The 17,889-nt window shown below is 59.9% G+C and carries 20 protein-coding genes; 16 read left to right on the top strand and 4 right to left on the bottom strand.

The annotated features are described in order from the left end of the window. Nucleotides 1-213: 213 nt before the first annotated feature. Nucleotides 214-1,482 carry an NAD(P)/FAD-dependent oxidoreductase gene (locus tag ASF70_RS15965; protein ID WP_244474072.1) on the top strand — a complete coding sequence of 423 codons (1,269 nt, stop codon included), beginning with the start codon at nucleotides 214-216 and terminating at the stop codon, nucleotides 1,480-1,482. A gap of 53 nt (nucleotides 1,483-1,535) precedes the next feature. Here the strand turns inward: ASF70_RS15965 and ASF70_RS15960 are convergent, their stop codons facing one another. Continuing rightward, the gene (locus tag ASF70_RS15960; RefSeq protein ID WP_062581015.1) at nucleotides 1,536-2,480 is read right to left on the bottom strand and encodes a helix-turn-helix domain-containing GNAT family N-acetyltransferase; all 945 of its coding nucleotides are present in this window, start codon (nucleotides 2,478-2,480) and stop codon (nucleotides 1,536-1,538) included. An 85-nt stretch (nucleotides 2,481-2,565) separates the two neighbouring features. After that, complete coding sequence (locus tag ASF70_RS15955; RefSeq protein WP_062581013.1) at nucleotides 2,566-3,450, bottom strand: SDR family oxidoreductase; 885 nt, start codon at nucleotides 3,448-3,450, stop codon at nucleotides 2,566-2,568. Between the two features lie 117 nt (nucleotides 3,451-3,567). Here ASF70_RS15955 and ASF70_RS15950 point away from each other — a divergent pair, with 117 nt between their 5' ends. Beyond that, nucleotides 3,568-3,975, top strand: a complete 408-nt coding sequence (locus ASF70_RS15950) for a helix-turn-helix domain-containing protein (RefSeq protein ID WP_062581012.1) — start codon at nucleotides 3,568-3,570, stop codon at nucleotides 3,973-3,975. Between the two features lie 51 nt (nucleotides 3,976-4,026). On the opposite strand, the gene ASF70_RS15945 is transcribed toward ASF70_RS15950, so the two are convergent. After that, nucleotides 4,027-5,076 (bottom strand): NAD(P)-dependent alcohol dehydrogenase, encoded by a 1,050-nt coding sequence (locus tag ASF70_RS15945; protein ID WP_062581447.1) that lies wholly within the window; start codon nucleotides 5,074-5,076, stop codon nucleotides 4,027-4,029. Nucleotides 5,077-5,265: 189 nt separating this feature from the next. Between ASF70_RS15945 and ASF70_RS15940 the strand changes: the two genes are divergently transcribed. The 13 genes from ASF70_RS15940 to lipA all read left to right on the top strand — a co-directional run bounded on the left by ASF70_RS15940 (nucleotide 5,266) and on the right by lipA (nucleotide 16,902). Next, on the top strand, nucleotides 5,266-6,171 hold the full coding sequence (locus tag ASF70_RS15940; RefSeq protein WP_062581010.1) for an AraC family transcriptional regulator: 906 nt from the start codon (nucleotides 5,266-5,268) through the stop codon (nucleotides 6,169-6,171). Nucleotides 6,172-6,337: 166 nt separating this feature from the next. Then, nucleotides 6,338-6,988 (top strand): TetR/AcrR family transcriptional regulator, encoded by a 651-nt coding sequence (locus tag ASF70_RS15935; RefSeq protein ID WP_062581008.1) that lies wholly within the window; start codon nucleotides 6,338-6,340, stop codon nucleotides 6,986-6,988. A 39-nt stretch (nucleotides 6,989-7,027) separates the two neighbouring features. Next, nucleotides 7,028-8,047 carry a ketol-acid reductoisomerase gene (gene ilvC / locus ASF70_RS15930; RefSeq protein ID WP_062456348.1) on the top strand — a complete coding sequence of 340 codons (1,020 nt, stop codon included), beginning with the start codon at nucleotides 7,028-7,030 and terminating at the stop codon, nucleotides 8,045-8,047. A gap of 194 nt (nucleotides 8,048-8,241) precedes the next feature. Further along, nucleotides 8,242-8,559 carry a septum formation initiator family protein gene (locus tag ASF70_RS15925; RefSeq protein WP_062581006.1) on the top strand — a complete coding sequence of 106 codons (318 nt, stop codon included), beginning with the start codon at nucleotides 8,242-8,244 and terminating at the stop codon, nucleotides 8,557-8,559. Nucleotides 8,560-8,742: 183 nt separating this feature from the next. Next, nucleotides 8,743-9,801 (top strand): pyruvate dehydrogenase (acetyl-transferring) E1 component subunit alpha, encoded by a 1,059-nt coding sequence (gene pdhA, locus ASF70_RS15920; RefSeq protein WP_062456352.1) that lies wholly within the window; start codon nucleotides 8,743-8,745, stop codon nucleotides 9,799-9,801. 19 nt (nucleotides 9,802-9,820) lie between these two features. Continuing rightward, on the top strand, nucleotides 9,821-11,260 hold the full coding sequence (locus tag ASF70_RS15915; protein ID WP_062581004.1) for a pyruvate dehydrogenase complex E1 component subunit beta: 1,440 nt from the start codon (nucleotides 9,821-9,823) through the stop codon (nucleotides 11,258-11,260). A gap of 11 nt (nucleotides 11,261-11,271) precedes the next feature. Continuing rightward, nucleotides 11,272-11,565, top strand: a complete 294-nt coding sequence (locus ASF70_RS15910) for a hypothetical protein (protein ID WP_062580997.1) — start codon at nucleotides 11,272-11,274, stop codon at nucleotides 11,563-11,565. A gap of 1 nt (nucleotide 11,566) precedes the next feature. Continuing rightward, complete coding sequence (locus ASF70_RS15905) at nucleotides 11,567-12,964, top strand: pyruvate dehydrogenase complex dihydrolipoamide acetyltransferase (protein ID WP_062580995.1); 1,398 nt, start codon at nucleotides 11,567-11,569, stop codon at nucleotides 12,962-12,964. A 125-nt stretch (nucleotides 12,965-13,089) separates the two neighbouring features. Continuing rightward, entirely contained in the window at nucleotides 13,090-13,332 is a 243-nt protein-coding gene (locus ASF70_RS15900; protein ID WP_062456364.1) for a hypothetical protein, read from the top strand. A gap of 47 nt (nucleotides 13,333-13,379) precedes the next feature. Beyond that, the gene (locus ASF70_RS15895) at nucleotides 13,380-14,018 is read left to right on the top strand and encodes an SGNH/GDSL hydrolase family protein (protein WP_062580993.1); all 639 of its coding nucleotides are present in this window, start codon (nucleotides 13,380-13,382) and stop codon (nucleotides 14,016-14,018) included. Nucleotides 14,019-14,095: 77 nt separating this feature from the next. Then, entirely contained in the window at nucleotides 14,096-15,559 is a 1,464-nt protein-coding gene (gene lpdA / locus ASF70_RS15890) for a dihydrolipoyl dehydrogenase (RefSeq protein ID WP_062580991.1), read from the top strand. A 70-nt stretch (nucleotides 15,560-15,629) separates the two neighbouring features. Beyond that, the gene (locus ASF70_RS15885) at nucleotides 15,630-15,875 is read left to right on the top strand and encodes a GlsB/YeaQ/YmgE family stress response membrane protein (RefSeq protein WP_062456372.1); all 246 of its coding nucleotides are present in this window, start codon (nucleotides 15,630-15,632) and stop codon (nucleotides 15,873-15,875) included. A 37-nt stretch (nucleotides 15,876-15,912) separates the two neighbouring features. Then, complete coding sequence (gene lipA / locus ASF70_RS15880; RefSeq protein ID WP_062580989.1) at nucleotides 15,913-16,902, top strand: lipoyl synthase; 990 nt, start codon at nucleotides 15,913-15,915, stop codon at nucleotides 16,900-16,902. A gap of 27 nt (nucleotides 16,903-16,929) precedes the next feature. Here the strand turns inward: lipA and ASF70_RS15875 are convergent, their stop codons facing one another. Beyond that, nucleotides 16,930-17,127 carry a hypothetical protein gene (locus tag ASF70_RS15875; protein WP_062580987.1) on the bottom strand — a complete coding sequence of 66 codons (198 nt, stop codon included), beginning with the start codon at nucleotides 17,125-17,127 and terminating at the stop codon, nucleotides 16,930-16,932. Between the two features lie 305 nt (nucleotides 17,128-17,432). Between ASF70_RS15875 and ASF70_RS15870 the strand changes: the two genes are divergently transcribed. Then, nucleotides 17,433-17,885: a type II toxin-antitoxin system RatA family toxin gene (locus tag ASF70_RS15870; RefSeq protein WP_062456381.1), complete on the top strand. Its 453-nt coding sequence runs from the start codon at nucleotides 17,433-17,435 to the stop codon at nucleotides 17,883-17,885. Nucleotides 17,886-17,889: the final 4 nt, after the last annotated feature.

Raw genomic sequence — 17,889 nt, 5'->3', positions numbered from 1 at the left:
GGCAGGCTTGTAACCGCGTGAAGGCGACGGGTCGGATGCTGCCCCCAAGCGGCGCTATCGAGCGCCTGAATGCCTTGCATCAGGCGGCTCCCTGCCTTGCACAAAAGGCAGATGGACAAAGTGCCGCAGTTCCGTTGACTGAGAACTTGATTAAGACCTGCATCATATTGCGCTGCAGCATTTCATTGTCATTCGTCATTCGGGGAAGCATCCATCGTGAGCAAGCATAGAGTTGTCGTCGTCGGGGGAGGTTTCGGGGGATTGCAGACGGTGCATGGGCTGAAAGGTGCCGATGCCGACATCACGCTCATCGATCGTCGCAACCATCATCTGTTCCAGCCGCTCCTCTATCAGGTCGCGACGACGGTGCTCGCCACGTCGGAAATCGCATGGCCGATCCGCAGGCTGTTCCGCGATCGGCGCGATGTCACGACGGTGCTCGATGAAGTTCTCGGGATCGACAAGGGTGCGAAGACGGTGAAGCTCGCGTCCGGCCGTATGGTGCCCTATGATACGCTGGTTCTCGCAACCGGCGCACGCCACGCGTATTTCGGCCGCGACGAATGGGAAAGTGTCGCGCCCGGCCTGAAGACGTTGGAGGATGCGACGACATTGCGCCGCCGCATCCTGCTCGCATTCGAGCGGGCAGAGATGGCGGAAAAGACGTCGGAGCTGGATTCCGAGCTGACATTCGCGATCATCGGCGCCGGTCCGACAGGCGTGGAAATGGCCGGCATGATCGCGGAACTCGCGAACAAGGTGCTGCCGAAGGAATTCCGCAAGATCGACACGACCCGAACACGGGTGATGCTGATCGAGGCAGGTCCACGCGTGCTGCCGGCTTTCACCGAGGATCTGTCGGCTTACACGAAGACGGCGCTCGAAAAGCTCGGCGTCGAGGTTCATACCGGCAAGCCCGTCACCGCGATCACCGAGGAAGGCGTCACCGTTGGCGACGCGTTCATTCCCTGCAAGACGGTGATCTGGGCAGCCGGTGTTCAGGCATCGCCCGCAGCGCGCTGGATCGGCGCGTCGGCGGACCGGGCAGGGCGCGCCGTCGTCGGTCCGGATCTGTCAGTCCCCGAGCAGCCCGAGATCTTTGTCATCGGCGATACCGCGCTGGTCTCGCAGGACGACGGCAAGCCGGTGCCCGGCATCGCGCCGGCCGCCAAGCAGCAGGGCGAATACGTCTCGAAGGTGATCAAGACGCGGCTCGCCGGCAAGCCTGTGCCTGCGGCGTTCCACTATCGCCATCAGGGCAGTCTAGCAACCATCGGCAAGCGTGCGGCGGTGATCGATTTCGGCAAGTTCAAGCTGACCGGCGGACTTGCCTGGTGGATCTGGGGGCTTGCCCATATCTACTTCCTGATCGGCACGAGATCACGCGCCGCCGTCGCCTGGAGCTGGCTGTGGATTTATCTGTCCGGCCAGCATAGCGCGCGGCTGATCACCCAGAAGGAAACGCTGAAGGACGAGTCCTGATCGTCTGGCAGGGTATGGATCCTCGGGCGTGATCCAGGGATCCAAGCACGATCTCAGACATCGGCGCGTGGTACGTCCGTCAGATCGAGTTCCCAGGTCTGGCCAATGCATTCCGGGCCGAACATCGCATGTCTCTCCTCGGCGACAAGCGTGAAGCCGGTGGCCTCGTAGATGTGAAGGGCAGCCTTCAGCACGTCATTGGTCCACAGCGAAAGCTTGGTATAGCCTGCCGCCTTCGCGAAGGCGATGCAGTGCTCGACAAGGGTCCTGCCAAGGCCGAGGCCACGGCCTGCAGGATCGACATAAAGGACGCGCAGCTTGGCGATGTTCTGGCCGGCGTCGGCGACCAGAACCGAGCCGATGCGGCGTCCGTCTGTCTCGGCAATCCAGCACCGCTCCCTGTCCGGATTGAAGTTTTGGATGAACCGTCCCGCCACCTCGGCAACGAGACCTTCGAACCGGTCGTTCCACCCGTATTCCCGCGTATAGGCAACCGCCTGCGCCTCAATCAGCCAGCCCATGTCGCCGGTTCGGTGTTCACGGATCACGACCGGTGCCGTGGAGCGCTCTGTGGTTGCCAGGATGCCGTGGATGGTAGCCATCGCGGTGACCAATCTGTCTCGATCACCGTCGCTGACGCCGGAAAGCTCGCGGGCGATCTGCGCTCTCGATCGCGTGCCGAGCATTTCGTATTCCGCTTTCCCCGGCGCGGTAATCGTCAGGATTTGACTGCGCCGGTCCAACGGGTCGGGTTCGCTCTCGAGAAAGCCTGCTTCGCGGAATTTCTTCAGGATGCGGCTGAGATAGGCAGGATCGAGCCCGAGTTCACGGTTGAGCTCGGTGGCCGAAATTCTTTGGCTCGCGCCGATCTCGTAGAGGATACGCGCTTCCGTCAGCGTGTGGTCGGTATCGAGGTACCCCTTCGACAGCACGCCGAGCTTGTTGGTGTAGAAGCGGTTGAAGGCGCGGATTGCCTCGAAGGTCTCTGCTCTAGACATGATGATCCTCCCATCCAGGAGGATAGATGTTCCGGTATTTAGTTGACTGAGTCAACTAAATACCGGAACTAGGTCGCCTGTTGTCTTACGCGGTGAGGTCGGCCTTGCGGCTGTCTAAATAGGACGCAAGCGATTGGGGCTTTGCACCTGTCAGCGTCTCGTAATCGTCGGTCACCAGATCAAAGTTGCCCGCCTTGATATTGGCGTCGGCGGATACGAGCATCTTGATCAGGAAGTCGGGAAGCCCCGCATTGGCCATTCCGCCTGCAAGTTGCTCCTCGGTGACTTTGACGACCGCAAGCGGCTTGCCTGTGACCTTCGAAACCAGTGCTGCGATCTCGTCCGCGCTGAGGCTTTCCGAGCCCGTCAATGTCACCGTCCTGTTGCCGGCCGGGGGATTGGCGAGCGCTGCGGCGGCGGCGCGGGCGCAGTCATCGCGCGCGATGTTGGAAAGCTTGCCGTCGCCCATGGCCGTGTACCAGGTGCCGGTCGCGAGGTTATGCGGCATCGACATCAGATAATTGTCGCCGTACCAGGCGTTGCGCAGGATCGTGTAGGACAGCCCCGTCGCCTTGATGGCCTCCTCGGTGCCGAGATGATCCGGCGCGAAGCTCACCAGCGATCTGTCCGGGTTCGGCATAGACGTGTAGAGGATGTGCTTTACGCCGGCCTTATCTGCAGCGGCAACGGCAGCCTTGTGCTGCTTGAGGCGACCACCCGGCGTGGCGAGATCATCGGTCGAGATGATCAGCACGCGATCGATCCCTTTGAACGCCTCTACCAGCCCGGCTTCGTCGGTGAAATCCGCCTTGCGGGTTTCGATACTCTTGGCCGCAAGCTCCGACAGTTTGGATGGATCACGGCTGGCGGCAACGATATCGCCTGCAGAAACGTTCGATGTCTCCAGGAGGTGATGAAGAACGGCGCGGCCGAGCTGACCGGCGGCACCGGTGACGAGAAGTTTGGTCATCCTGCGTTTCCTATCTTTGTTGGTCTCAAAAAGAGACTAACACTAGAATAGGAATTGACGACCTCCTGTAAAGGAGGCAGGTTTGAGGGAGATCGTTACCAAAAGGGAACCACCGCAATGGCCGTTACCGCAAGCAAGCCGACGCTGGCTGAGCGACCCTGTGACACGTCAACCTGGGATGCCGGGAACTGTCCGGTCCGGGACGTGATGAACCAGATCGCAGGCAAGTGGTCGACGCTCATTCTTCAGGCGCTTTCGGAAAAGCCGTACCGGTTCGGCGAGCTGCGGCGGCTTGTGCCCGATATTTCCCAGCGGATGCTGACGCAGACGCTGCGGGATCTGCAGCGCGACGGTTACATCGATCGGCAGGTGTTTCCGACCAAGCCGCCAAGCGTCGAATACCGGATGACGCCGCTAGGCTACTCGCTGTTTGAACCACTCTCGGCAGTGCTTGCGTGGGCGGCAAGCAACCACGCCAACGTCAGGGCGGCACGGTCGAAGTTCGACGCGGGCGATCTTCGCTAACACAAAGGGCGGCCCGAAGACCGCCCCTGTCAGTGCACTATACCAAACGGATCAGGCGTCGAGCGATGCCATGTCGATGACGAAGCGGTAGCGCACGTCGCTCTTCAGCACGCGCTCATAGGCTTCGTTGACTTCCTGGATCTTGATCATCTCGATTTCCGAAACGATGTCGTGCTTGCCGCAGAAATCCAGCATGTCCTGGGTTTCCTTGATCGAGCCGATCATCGAACCCGACAGGCTCTTGCGGCCCGGGATCAGCGAGAAGGCATGAACCGGGATCGCATGCTCCGGTGCACCGACGATGACCATCGAGCCGTTGACCTTGAGCAGGCCGAGATAGGCGTTCCAGTCGATCGCCACACCTGCGGTGCAGATGATCAGATCGAAGGTACCGGCAAGCTTGGTGAAGGTTTCCGCGTCGCTCGTCGCGTAATATTCCTTGGCGCCGAGCTTCAGGCCGTCTTCCTTCTTGGAGAGGCTCTGCGAGAGGACGGTGATATCAGCGCCCATCGCGGCACCGATCTTGACGCCCATATGGCCGAGACCGCCCATGCCGACGATCGCGACCTTCTTGCCAGGGCCAGCCTGCCAATGGTGGAGCGGCGAATAGAGCGTGATACCGGCGCACAGCAGCGGAGCGGCAGCGTCGAGCGGAAGATTTTCCGGGATCGACAGGACATAGCCTTCCTTGACGACGATGTGATCGGAATAGCCGCCCTGGGTGGCCGCATTGCCGTTCAACGTATCGACATCGTTATAGGTCTGGACGAGGCCTGGCATATACTGCTCGTTGTCGACATCACGCGCTGCGCAGCCGACGCAGCTATCGACGAAGCAGCCGACGCCGACGCGGTCGCCGACCTTGAATTTGGTGACGGCCGAACCGACGGCGGTAACGATGCCGGCGATCTCGTGACCGGGAACGATCGGGTAGACGGCGTTCTTCCATTCGTTGCGGACGGTATGGATGTCGGAATGGCAGATGCCGGCGAATTTGATATCGATCACGACGTCATCTTCGTTCGGCTCGCGGCGCTCGAAGGTAAACGGTGTGAGCGGCTTGGTGGCGTCGGTCGCGGCATAGCCTCGTGCAATAGCCATGGAAAACTCCATTCATTTTCAGTTGAAATCAACTGCCGGACTATGCCGATCTGTCGTCACAAGCGTTAGATCGATCCTGCAAGCTTCTTGCACGATCCTACAAATTCCGTTTTCGGATACTACCTCTGTCTTGTGCCTGATATGGATTTGCCATGTCAGTGCCGGAACGCGCGACGGTGGTGAGACTTCATGACAATTTCCTTCATGCCCTATCAGGAACTGACGGCACTCGCTGCCCGGCATGCGGTCGAAGGCAATGACGGCACGACTGCGATCGAAGGGTTGCGGCTGCACCGATGTTCGGCTCCAACAGCGCCGCTTCATACGGCCTATTCTCCCAGTTACACGCTGGTGCTACAGGGCTCCAAGAGCCTGACGCTTGGCCGTGAGACGTATCGCTATGGCGTCGGCCAGTATCTGCTGACCTCGCTCGATCTGCCCGTCGCGTCCTGGGTGGTGGAGGCCAGCGGCGATATTCCCTACTACTGCCTCTGCCTCGATCTGAAGATGGAGCGGCTGCACGAATTGTTCGACCGTATCAACTTCCAGCCAGACTCTCTGGCAAGCGAGGGATACCGCGGGCTGACGGTCAACCATGCGTCGCCTGATCTGATCGATGCGACAACCAGACTGGTGCGGTTGCTTGATACGCCATCCGATATCGCTGCGATGGTGCCGCTTATCGAACAGGAGATCTTCTACCGCCTGCTGACCTCGCCCGATGGGCCAAGGCTTGTCCATATGGCCATGTCGGAAACGCAGAGTTCCAGAATCGCACGAGCCGTCAGTTGGTTGCGATCAAATTTCCATCGTCCGCTCAAGATCGAGGATCTGTCGGATCACGTGGGAATGAGCCCGTCCTCGTTCCACCATCACTTTAAGGCCGTGACGGCTCTCACGCCTGTCCAGTTCCAGAAGCATCTCCGCCTTCACGAGGCGCGCCGGTTGATGCTGGTCGACGGGCTGGATGCAGGCAATGCCGGCCACCGTGTCGGTTACCAGAGCCCGTCCCAGTTCAGCCGCGAATATGGCCGTCTCTACGGCATGTCGCCGAGCCGTGACATCAGCTCAGTGCGTGAGCCGTCCGCCGGCTGACGCGGATTAGCGAGAGTTCTCTCCCGGCTTGGCCGACCAAACTCTTCCCGCATCTTATTCACAGGACCCGCCAGAAGCACTTGACGGGCATCTGAAATCATTTATACCGGCAGAACCGTACCGTACGGTACTTCAGAGGTGAGCCGTGAGAACCGAAACCGCAGACATGCCCGACTTTTCGCCGCGCCAGAACGAGGTTCTGGAGCAGGCGCTGCGTCTGCTCGTCGAAGGCGGGGAGAAGGCGCTCACCACATCCGGGCTTGCGCGCGCCGCAAGCTGCTCGAAGGAAAGCCTCTACAAGTGGTTCGGCGACCGTGAAGGCCTGCTGGCGGCGATGATCGCCCACCAGGCCGCCAAGGTCCGCACGTTCGAGCGGTCCGGCGAGCGGCTGAGTGCCGAGCTTTTGCGGGATCATCTCGAACTTTTTGCACGCGATCTGCTGGAGGTTTTATCCGGCGATGTGTCGCTGGCGCTCAACCGGCTGGCGATCGGCCAGTCGGGACCGGGTGCCGGACCGAACGGATCCAAGCTCGGCAAGCTGCTGGTCGAGCACGGCCGCCGCCAGATCGATCGTCGCGCCATGGCGCTGATCGATGCGGGCAAACGGGTAGGGCTCCTGCGGTTCGACAACGCGGATGCCGCCTATCATACGCTTTACGGCCTGATCGTCTCCGACCTGCATGTCCGCATGCTGCTCGGCGAACCCGGGCTGAAGGATACTGCACGTCAGGCGGAAAGAGCCATCGATGCCTTTCTGTCGCTGTATCGCACCGAGAAACAGCCGCTGGAGGTGTCACGCACCTCCGCGGCCCGCTAATCATCAACAACAGTTACGTTCATAGGGAAGGAACATACGATGCGCGTTTATTACGATCGGGATGCTGATCTCAATCTCATCAAGTCCAAGAAGGTTGCCATCATCGGTTACGGTTCGCAGGGTCGCGCCCACGCGCTGAACCTGAAGGACAGTGGTGCCAGCAATGTCGTCATCGCCCTGCGTGCCGATTCGCCGACCGTCAAGAAGGCCGAAGCCGATGGCTTTAAGGTCATGACCGTTGCCGAAGCTGCCGCCTGGGCAGATCTGATGATGATGGCGGCTCCCGACGAGCTGCAGGCAGACATCTACAAGGCCGACATCGCCGGCAACATTCGCGACGGCGCTGCCATCGCTTTCGCCCACGGCCTCAACGTCCATTTCGGCCTGATCGAGCCGAAGGCTTCGGTCGACGTCGTCATGATCGCACCAAAGGGCCCGGGCCATACGGTTCGTGGCGAATACCAGAAGGGCGGCGGCGTTCCTTGCCTCGTTGCCATCGACCAGAACGCGTCCGGCAATGCGCTTGAGATCGCTCTCTCCTACGCTTGTGGCGTTGGCGGCGGCCGGTCCGGCATTATCGAGACCACGTTCAAGGAAGAGTGCGAAACCGATCTGTTCGGCGAACAGGCTGTTCTCTGCGGCGGTCTCGTCGAACTGATCCGCGCCGGTTTCGAAACGCTGGTCGAAGGCGGTTATGCGCCTGAGATGGCCTATTTCGAATGCCTGCACGAAGTGAAGCTGATCGTCGACCTGATCTATGAAGGCGGTATCGCCAACATGAACTACTCGATCTCCAACACGGCCGAGTGGGGCGAATACGTCACCGGTCCGCGCATCATCACCGCCGAGACAAAGGCCGAGATGAAGCGGGTTCTGACCGATATCCAGACCGGCAAGTTCACGTCCGACTGGATGCAGGAATACCGTGCCGGTGGCGCCCGCTTCAAGGGCATCCGCCGTATGAACGACAAGCACCAGATCGAGGAAGTCGGCACCAAGCTTCGCGCCATGATGCCATGGATCGGCAAGAACAAGCTGGTTGACAAGGCCGTCAACTAAGCGATTGTTGCAGATTGAAACGGAGGCCGGAGCCAAAAGCTCCGGCCTTTCGCATTTCTGGGTGACGTCGAGCGGGTGAAGTCGCCGGTCGAGGCTCCCCGGTCAACCATTGCTTAAGCAAGTTCTGCGATTCTCTCTCGCAGTTCGGATCGATCCTGATCCAGTTTAGCGTAATGGGTAGGCGTCTCGTGAGCATGTGGACCAAGCATCACAAGAAAAGAAAATTCGGTCGTTTCGTCCTGCCTGCCATCACGATCGCATTCGTTTCCTATTTCGGATATCATTCCGTGCATGGCGAACTCGGGCTGATCGCGACGGAGAAATTCGAGAAGCGGCGGATCGAGCGGGTTGCCGAACTGACAAGGCTGACCGACGGTCGCAAGGCGTTGGAGCGTCAGGTCCAGCTGATGAGCGACGGGTCTCTCGAGAAGGACATGCTCGACGAGATCGCCCGCTACCAGCTCAACGTCTCCAAGCGCGACGAGATCGTCATCTTCAACAACTACTTCTAAATTAACCACAAGCTGGTTAATTTCACAATTCAGCAACGATATCAGTGATTTAATTTGGATGTGAGCCATGCAATTATGGCATTGCTGGTCCGTGCTTTCTTCCCTATGTTACGCTCCGAAACCAGGGTGCGTCATTTTGACATGATGTCCCCTTTACAAAGAGCAGCACACAGGGAGGGATCGATGGCGCAAGCTAAAACCGCGTCTACGTCCGGCCGCAAAACGGCGGCAAAGTCTGCAACCCAGAACGTTTCAAAGGATTTTACCGGCAAGAATATGTCGGACTTCGGCAAGGATGACGAGCTGCACGCGTATCGCGAAATGCTGCTCATCCGCCGCTTCGAGGAAAAGGCCGGCCAGCTTTACGGCATGGGCTTCATCGGTGGTTTCTGTCACCTCTATATCGGCCAGGAAGCTGTCGTCGTCGGCATGCAGATGGCGCAGAAAGAGGGCGATCAGGTCATCACCGCCTATCGTGACCACGGCCATATGCTGGCAACCGGCATGAGTGCCCGTGGTGTGATGGCGGAACTGACGGGGCGTCGCGGCGGCTATTCCAAGGGGAAGGGCGGCTCGATGCACATGTTCTCCAAGGAAAAGCAGTTCTATGGCGGCCACGGCATCGTCGGCGCGCAGGTGTCTCTCGGCACCGGTCTTGCTTTCGCCAATGCCTATCGCGGCAATGACAGCGTATCGGTCGCCTATTTCGGCGATGGCGCTGCCAACCAGGGCCAGGTGTACGAGAGCTTCAACATGGCTGCTCTCTGGAAGCTCCCGATCGTCTATATCGTCGAGAACAACCGTTATGCGATGGGCACATCGACCGCCCGCGCGACGGCGCAGTCGAACTATTCGCTGCGCGGCTCCGGCTTCGGCATTCCCGGCATCCAGGTGGATGGCATGGATGTGCGCGCCGTCAAGGCCGCCGGCGACGAGGCGCTCGCTCACTGCCGTTCCGGCAAGGGTCCGATCATTCTCGAAATGCTGACCTACCGCTACCGTGGTCACTCGATGTCCGACCCGGCGAAGTATCGTTCCAAGGAAGAAGTGCAGAAGATGCGCTCCGAGCAGGATCCGATCGAACAGGTGCGTCTGCGCATCCTCGACGGTGGCTGGGCGACCGAGGATGAACTGAAGGCGATCGACAAGGATATCCGTGACGTGGTCTCGGATTCTGCAGATTTTGCCCAGAACGATCCGGAGCCGGATGTATCCGAGCTCTACACCGACATTCTGCTCTGATCGCGGGGAGGGAACCTCAATGCCAATCGATATCCTGATGCCCGCGCTTTCTCCCACGATGGAAGAAGGCACGCTCAGCAAGTGGCTGAAAAAAGAGGGTGACAAGGTCACCTCCGGCGACGTGATCGCCGAAATCGAGACCGACAAGGCGACCATGGAAGTGGAAGCTGTGGATGAAGGCGTGATCGGCAAGCTGCTGATCGAGGCCGGCACCGAGAACGTCAAGGTCAACACCAAGATCGCAATCCTGCTTGGCGAAGGCGAAACCGCCGACGACATGAAGGCTGACAAGCCTGCACAGGAAAGCGCGCCCCAGGCGGATGCTCCGAAGGCCGATGCCGACACTCCGGCGGCGACCTCCGATGCGGCCGGCGGCAAGGCCCGCGAAGCCAAGGACGAGACACCTGCTGACGCCAAGGTTCCGGCCCAGCCGAAGATCGAAATTGCTGCCGATCCGGACATTCCGGCCGGCACCGAAATGGTGATGACCACGGTTCGCGAAGCGCTTCGCGATGCCATGGCCGAAGAAATGCGTCGCGATGGCGATGTGTTCGTGATGGGTGAGGAAGTCGCCGAATACCAGGGCGCCTACAAGATCACGCAAGGCCTGTTGCAGGAATTCGGCGCGCGTCGCGTCGTCGATACGCCGATCACCGAACACGGCTTTGCCGGCGTCGGCGTCGGTGCTGCAATGGCCGGCCTGAAGCCGATCGTCGAGTTCATGACGTTCAACTTCGCCATGCAGGCGATCGACCACATCATCAACTCGGCTGCCAAGACGCTCTACATGTCCGGCGGCCAGATGGGTGCGCCGATCGTGTTCCGTGGTCCGAATGGTGCCGCTGCCCGCGTCGGCGCGCAGCACAGCCAGGACTATGCCGCCTGGTACAGCCAGATCCCGGGCCTCAAGGTCGTCATGCCCTATACGGCTGCCGATGCGAAGGGTCTTTTGAAGGCTGCGATCCGCGATCCGAACCCGGTCATCTTCCTGGAAAACGAGATCCTCTACGGACAGCAGTTCGAAGTGCCGAAGCTGGACGATTTCGTTCTGCCGATCGGCAAGGCGCGTATCCACAAGACGGGCAAGGACGTCACTGTCGTGTCCTTCGGTATCGGCATGGCCTATGCCACGAAGGCGGTTGCCGAACTCGAGAAGGACGGCATCGATGTCGAACTGATCGATCTTCGCACCATCCGTCCGATGGACCTGCCGACCGTGATCGAATCGGTGAAGAAGACGGGTCGTCTGGTCACCGTCGAGGAAGGCTATCCGCAGTCTTCGGTCGGTACCGAGATTGCCACCCGCGTCATGCAGCAGGCCTTCGACTATCTCGATGCGCCGATCCTGACGATCGCCGGCAAGGACGTGCCCATGCCTTACGCCGCCAACCTTGAAAAGCTGGCGCTGCCGAATGTCGGTGAAGTCGTTCAGGCGGTGAAGACCGTCTGCTACAAGTAAGGATCCGGGTGATGCCGAAATCTTCTGTGAAGCAGATTCTGCCGGTTTCCGGTTCTTGGTTCCGAGTGATCGGCACCAAGAACAACCCGGTCTTTGAAAGAATTGTGTTCTGGGCCTTGGTCAAGACCGAAGACACCGAGGTGATCGTCGGTGTCCCGCGCGAAGAGATTGGCGTGATTGGTGCAGTCGACGGCTGGCTTGAAGACGTTGCCGGTTACATCGAAGTGACGCCTGAGGACGTCACCCGGCTGACGGAACATCCTGACGAACTTGCCCAGTTTGAACTTGTGTGGGCGGAGGATTAACATGCCTATCAACATCACCATGCCTGCCCTGTCGCCGACCATGGAAGAGGGCAACCTCGCCAAGTGGCTGGTCAAGGAAGGCGATACGGTCAAGTCCGGCGACGTGATCGCCGAAATCGAGACCGACAAGGCAACGATGGAAGTCGAAGCCGTCGATGAAGGCGTTGTCGCCAAGCTGGTGGTTCCGGCCGGCACCGAAGGCGTCAAGGTCAACGCCCTGATCGCCATCCTTGCCGTAGATGGCGAAGATGTTTCGGCCGCCGCTTCTGGCGGCGAGGCTCCAAAGGCAGAAGCGGCCAAGGCAGAAGCTCCAAAGGCAGAAGCCGCTCCCGCGGATAAGGCTTCCGAAGCACCGAAGTCCGAAGCCAACGCCGACAAGCCGCTGACGGATGCTGCTCCGGCACCCTCGACGCCTGCTCCGAAGGCAGAAGATGGCAAGCGCGTGTTTTCCTCACCGCTTGCCCGTCGCATGGCCAAGGAAGCCGGTCTCGATCTCACCGGCGTTACCGGCACCGGCCCACATGGCCGTGTCGTCAAGGCCGATATCGAAAAGGCTGCCGCTTCCGGCGGTGCAAAGGCCGCTCCGTCTCAAGCGACTTCGGCAACGGCTGGTGCCGCTCAGGCTGCAGCCGCGCCGATGGCAAAGGGTCCGTCGGACGACAGCATCATGAAGCTGTTTGCGGAAGGCTCCTACGAGCTGCTCCCGCATGACGGCATGCGCAAGACGATCGCCTCGCGCCTGACCGAGTCGACCCAGACGGTTCCGTCGTATTTCGTTTCGATGGACTGCGAACTCGATGCCATGCTCAAGCTGCGCGCCGAGATCAATGCGTCCGCGCCGGTGAAGAAGACGGAAAAGGGTGAGGTTCCGGCCTTCAAGCTTTCCGTCAACGACTTCATCATCAAGGCGATGGCGCTGGCCCTGCGCGACGTTCCGATGGCGAACGCCTCCTGGACGTCTTCTGCCCGCGTCCTGCACAAGCATGCGGATGTCGGCGTCGCGGTCTCGATCCCGGATGGTCTGATCACGCCGATCGTCCGCAAGGCCGAGACGAAGACGCTGTCGGTCATCTCCAACGAGGTCAAGGATCTCGCCAAGCGGGCCCGCGACAAGAAGCTGAAGCCGGAAGAATACCAGGGCGGCACCACGTCGGTGTCCAACCTCGGCATGTTCGGTGTCTCCAACTTCACGTCGATCATCAATCTGCCGCAGGCCTCGATCGTCTCCATTGGCGCCGGTGTCGAAAAGCCGGTCGTACGTGGCGGCAAGATCGAAGTCGGCACGGTGATGACGGCAACCTTCGCCTTCGACCACCGCGTTATCGACGGCGCGCTCGGCGCAGAGCTGGCCTCGGCCTTCAAGCGCTACATCGAAAGCCCGATGGGCATGCTGGTTTAAAAAAACTCTCGGCCGCGGCCTATGTCGCGGCCGTTCCCATCCGCGAATGCGCTTGATGCGTGACATTTGTAAGCTGCTCCACCATATTTGATGGAGCGGAATACGGCCCGCTCAGGAGCACGTCGATGGCGAATGAACCGGTAGATATGATCATGCCCATGCTGCGTGAAATACGCGGTGAAATGCATGAAATACGCGGTGAACTCGGTGCCGTAAAACAGCAATTGCACAAGCTTGAGATCGGCCAGAAGAGTATTCGCAATGCGCTGACCGCCGATACGATGCTCTCGAAATTCATGACCGGTGATTTCGAGGAGCGGATATCCGAGTTGGAAAGCAAGGTCGAGACGCTGATGAAGGGGACCTGAGCTCGACAGAGACAGGTCGGCAGGGAATGACTGGGCGTATGGACACTATGAAAACCGTTCTCTGCTTCGGCGACAGTCTCACCTGGGGATATGACCCCATCGGTCCCGGCCGTCACGCGTTCGAGGATCGCTGGACGAGCGTGCTCGGCGCCGCACTCGGAGACGAGGTCACGGTGATTGCCGAGGGCCTGAACGGGCGCACGACAGGCTATGATGATAACCTCGCCGATTGCGATCGCAACGGCGTCAGAAATTTTCCGACCGTCCTCCACACCCACATGCCGCTTGATCTGGTCGTCATCATGCTCGGCACCAACGACATGAAGCCAGTGATCGCCGGCACGGCGCATGCGGCGCGGGCCGGCATCCAGCGGCTGGTCGCACTGATCCGCCATCACGAATGGTCGTTCGACTATGATGCACCTGACGTGCTGATCGTTTCGCCGCCGCCGCTTTGCGAGACCGGGGACCCGATCTTTTCGGCGATGTTCCAGGGCGGGATCGAGCAGTCGTCGATGCTCGCCTCGCTCTATCGCGATCTCGCCGACGAGCTCGGGTGCGGCTTCTTCGATGCGGGATCGGTCGCAAAGACCAGCCCGCTCGACGGTGTGCACCTGACCGCTGAAGACACCCGCGCCATCGGCCGCGGCCTTGAGCCGATCGTCCGGATGATGCTCGGCATCTGACCCAAGAATTCACATCGGCAGGCCGCGTATCGATGGTCGCCGCAGGCACAGACTTAAAAAGACAAAGGCAGGAAACAATGGCTCAGTCCTACGATCTCATCGTTATCGGCGCCGGTCCGGGCGGTTATATCGCCGCGATCCGTGCATCCCAGCTGGGCATGAAGGTTGCCGTCGTCGAGCGCGAGCATCTGGCCGGCATCTGCTCCAACTGGGGCTGCATCCCGACCAAGGCGCTGTTGCGAACCGCCGACGTGCTGCACACCGCGCAGCATGCCAAGGATTACGGCCTGACGCTGGAAGGCACGATCACGCCCGACGTCAAGGCGGTCGTTGCGCGGTCGCGCGGCATTGCCAACCGCATGAACAGCGGCGTCGGCTTCCTGTTCAAGAAGAACAAGATCGATATCATCTGGGGTGAAGCCAAGGTCACCAAGCCGGCATCCGGTTCGCAGATGGCCGAAATCGTCGTCGGCAAGATCACCAAGGAGATCGTGCAGCCGCAGGGTCCGGTGCCCAAGAACACGCTGGGCGAGGGCACATACAACGCCAAGCACGTCATCGTCGCCACGGGCGCCCGTCCGCGTGCGCTGCCGGGCATCGAGCCCGATGGCAAGCTGATCTGGACCTACTTCGAAGCGATGAAGCCGGAAGAGTTGCCGAAGTCGCTGCTCGTCATGGGGTCTGGCGCGATCGGCATCGAGTTCGCGTCTTTCTACCGCACCATGGGCGTCGACGTGACCGTGGTCGAAATCATGAGCCAGGTCATGCCGGTCGAGGATGCCGAGATTTCGGCCTTCGCCAAGAAGCAGTTCGACAAGCAGGGCATCAAGATCCACCTCGAAGCCAAGGTCTCGAAGGTCGAGAAGGGTGCAAACTCGATCACGGCCACGATCGAGAAGAAGGACGGCACGTCGGAAAAGATTACCGCAGACCGGATGATCTCGGCTGTCGGCGTGCAGGCCAATATCGAGAATATCGGCCTTGAGGCTGTCGGCGTGAAGACCGACCGTGGCTTCATCGTCATCGACGGCTACGGCAAGACCAATGTCGAGGGTATCTACGCGATCGGCGATGTTGCCGGCGGTCCGCTGCTGGCGCACAAGGCCGAGCATGAAGCCGTCGTCTGCATCGAGAAGATCGCCGGCCTGCCGAACGTACACGCGATGGACAAGAGCAAGATCCCGGGCTGCACCTATTGCAATCCGCAGGTCGCGTCGGTTGGTCTGACGGAAGCCAAGGCCAAGGAGCAGGGCCGCGAGATCCGTGTCGGCCGCTTCTCGTTTGCGGCGAACGGCAAGGCCGTGGCGCTCGGCGAGGACCAGGGCATGGTCAAGACGATCTTCGACAAGAAGACCGGCGAGCTGATCGGTGCGCATATGGTTGGGGCGGAAGTGACCGAACTGATCCAGGGCTTCGTCGTCGCCATGAACCTCGAGACGACGGAAGAAGACCTGATGCACACCATCTTCCCGCATCCGACGATTTCGGAATCGATGAAGGAAAGCGTTCTCGATGCCTATGGCCGCGTCCTGAACGCTTAGGTCTCAGCCCGGATTGCATATGGGCGGCTCGCCGCCCATATCTGCTGAAGAGGTTTGAACGGAGTAAGACATGGGCGTCGGCTGGTTTGCAGCAATCATCATCGGAGGCCTGGCAGGCTGGCTTGCCGGCAAGCTGATGGATATGCGCTTCGGCATCTTCATGAATATCGTGATCGGCATCGTCGGCGCGGTGATTGCCAACGCGATCTTCAATGCGGCCAACATCCATGTCGCCAGCGGTTGGCTGGGTTACCTCGTGCAGGGTTTCGTCGGCTCGTGCATTTTGCTATTTGTCGCAAAACTCGTCAGGCGTTGACGGTACCCGCATTCAAGGCGGTTGAGGACAGTAATTTATGGTCACCATTCTCGACAGGATAAACCTCATCACCCCTGCAACGGGCGATGAGAAGCGTGTCCGCCATCCGGAAAAGGCGCATCGGCCCGATACCGAAGTGCTGCGCAAGCCCGAATGGATCCGTGTCAAGGCTCCGGTTTCTAAGGGGTATCAGGAAACCCGCTCGATCGTGAAGGAGCACAAGCTCGTCACTGTTTGTGAAGAAGCGGGTTGCCCTAATATCGGCGAGTGCTGGGACAAGAAGCACGCCACGTTCATGATCATGGGCGAGATCTGCACGCGCGCCTGCGCGTTCTGCAACGTCTCGACAGGAAAGCCGAACGCGCTCGACCTGTCAGAGCCCGAGAATGTCGCAAAGGCCGTCAAAGAGATGGGCCTCAGCCACGTCGTCATCACCTCGGTCGATCGTGACGATCTGGCCGATGGCGGTGCCGAGCATTTCGAAAAGGTAATCTGGGCGATCCGTGCGGCGTCACCGTTGACGACGATCGAAATCCTGACACCGGACTTCCTCAAGAAGCCGGGCGCGCTCGAGCGCGTTGTTGCCGCAAAGCCTGACGTCTTCAACCACAATATGGAGACGGTTCCTGGCAACTACCTGACGGTTCGCCCCGGTGCGCGGTATTTCCACTCGGTTCGTCTGCTGCAGCGGGTGAAGGAACTGGATCCGACGATGTTTACCAAGTCGGGCATCATGGTCGGCCTCGGCGAAGAGCGCAACGAAGTGCTGCAGCTGATGGACGACCTGCGGACCGCCGACGTCGACTTCCTGACGATCGGTCAGTATCTGCAGCCGACCCGCAAGCATCATGCGGTGATGAGTTTCGTGACGCCGGAGGAGTTCAAGTCCTACGAGACCGTGGCCTATACGAAGGGCTTCCTGATGGTGGCGTCCAGCCCGCTGACGCGGTCGTCGCATCACGCAGGCGATGATTTCGCCCGTCTGCGCGCCAATCGCGCCCGCAAGCTGCTCGCAGCAGCGGTGTAATCCGCACTTCTGCGGTCTGGCGGCCGATCACTCGGCCGCTTGAATCTTCTCGATCTTATCCTGGTTCTTGTCCTGCCCGCGGCGGCGCTCGCGCAGCGTCGTGCGATGTCCGCGTGTCTCGGCTTTCGCCATTTCCACAAAATAGGCGAGCATGGGGAGCTGGTTCATATCGGCCAGTTGCTTGGCGGATTCGAGCAGCTTGATCATTTGCGTGAAGTCATCCATGGAATGCGTCTTTCCGACAGGTAAAGGCCAGTCATCTCCCGTGAAGCGTTATACGCAGGATTGATCCCGCGGATCATTACAACTTCATTGCTGAGACATTAAAATTATTTAATCTTTCGACGTCCCGTTATCGAGCCGAGCGGCGACGTCCCAGATATGCCTTGAAGCAACAACCCGCCAGAGGGCAGGGCCATTTTTTTGGACGACAGCGAGAGCGCAGGATTTGGGCGCGCCTGATGTTGAAATCGCACCGACACATGCGTCAGCTTCTTGATCTTCTGCCTGTGCGCGATTAACTCCACGACATGCCCAAGTTCGAAATACGACGCCCCGTCAAGCATAGTCCCGAGAAGATGTACGCGCTGGTCGCCGACATCGAGAAATATCCGGAATTCCTGCCGCTTTGTGAAGCGCTGTCGATCCGTTCCCGCAAGGAACGTGACGGCAAGGAGTTGCTGCTTGCCGACATGACCGTCGGCTACAAGGCGATTCGTGAGACTTTTACGACCCAGGTCCTGCTGCATCCGGCGGAGCAGGCGATCGATGTCAAATATATCGAAGGTCCGTTCAAGTATCTCGATAACCGCTGGCGGTTCGAGCCGGCGACGGACGGTTCCGACGGTTGCACCGTTGCCTTCTTCATCGACTATGAATTCAAGAGCATGATTCTCGGCGCTCTGATGGGCTCGATGTTCGACCGCGCCTTCCGCATGTTTGCTGAAGCGTTCGAAGCGCGCGCGGACAAGATCTACGCCTGATTGG

The sequence above is a fragment of the Rhizobium sp. Leaf321 genome, assembly GCF_001423215.1.
Classification (GTDB): domain Bacteria; phylum Pseudomonadota; class Alphaproteobacteria; order Rhizobiales; family Rhizobiaceae; genus Neorhizobium; species Neorhizobium soli.
The sequence above is the reverse complement of the archived record's forward strand: the minus strand, read 5'-3'. Positions and strand labels throughout refer to the sequence as shown.

Coding starts and splice junctions, on each gene's coding strand:
- pdhA (WP_062456352.1), top strand. CDS start 8,743: ATGGCGCAAGCTAAAACCGCGTCTACGTCCGGCCGCAAAACGGCGGCA.
- lipA (WP_062580989.1), top strand. CDS start 15,913: ATGGTCACCATTCTCGACAGGATAAACCTCATCACCCCTGCAACGGGC.
- ASF70_RS15950 (WP_062581012.1), top strand. CDS start 3,568: ATGGCCGTTACCGCAAGCAAGCCGACGCTGGCTGAGCGACCCTGTGAC.
- ASF70_RS15885 (WP_062456372.1), top strand. CDS start 15,630: ATGGGCGTCGGCTGGTTTGCAGCAATCATCATCGGAGGCCTGGCAGGC.
- ASF70_RS15900 (WP_062456364.1), top strand. CDS start 13,090: ATGGCGAATGAACCGGTAGATATGATCATGCCCATGCTGCGTGAAATA.
- ASF70_RS15875 (WP_062580987.1), bottom strand. CDS start 17,127: ATGGATGACTTCACGCAAATGATCAAGCTGCTCGAATCCGCCAAGCAA.
- ASF70_RS15915 (WP_062581004.1), top strand. CDS start 9,821: ATGCCAATCGATATCCTGATGCCCGCGCTTTCTCCCACGATGGAAGAA.
- lpdA (WP_062580991.1), top strand. CDS start 14,096: ATGGCTCAGTCCTACGATCTCATCGTTATCGGCGCCGGTCCGGGCGGT.
- ilvC (WP_062456348.1), top strand. CDS start 7,028: ATGCGCGTTTATTACGATCGGGATGCTGATCTCAATCTCATCAAGTCC.
- ASF70_RS15945 (WP_062581447.1), bottom strand. CDS start 5,076: ATGGCTATTGCACGAGGCTATGCCGCGACCGACGCCACCAAGCCGCTC.
- ASF70_RS15955 (WP_062581013.1), bottom strand. CDS start 3,450: ATGACCAAACTTCTCGTCACCGGTGCCGCCGGTCAGCTCGGCCGCGCC.
- ASF70_RS15940 (WP_062581010.1), top strand. CDS start 5,266: ATGACAATTTCCTTCATGCCCTATCAGGAACTGACGGCACTCGCTGCC.
- ASF70_RS15895 (WP_062580993.1), top strand. CDS start 13,380: ATGAAAACCGTTCTCTGCTTCGGCGACAGTCTCACCTGGGGATATGAC.
- ASF70_RS15905 (WP_062580995.1), top strand. CDS start 11,567: ATGCCTATCAACATCACCATGCCTGCCCTGTCGCCGACCATGGAAGAG.
- ASF70_RS15960 (WP_062581015.1), bottom strand. CDS start 2,480: ATGTCTAGAGCAGAGACCTTCGAGGCAATCCGCGCCTTCAACCGCTTC.
- ASF70_RS15925 (WP_062581006.1), top strand. CDS start 8,242: ATGTGGACCAAGCATCACAAGAAAAGAAAATTCGGTCGTTTCGTCCTG.
- ASF70_RS15910 (WP_062580997.1), top strand. CDS start 11,272: ATGCCGAAATCTTCTGTGAAGCAGATTCTGCCGGTTTCCGGTTCTTGG.
- ASF70_RS15935 (WP_062581008.1), top strand. CDS start 6,338: ATGCCCGACTTTTCGCCGCGCCAGAACGAGGTTCTGGAGCAGGCGCTG.
- ASF70_RS15870 (WP_062456381.1), top strand. CDS start 17,433: ATGCCCAAGTTCGAAATACGACGCCCCGTCAAGCATAGTCCCGAGAAG.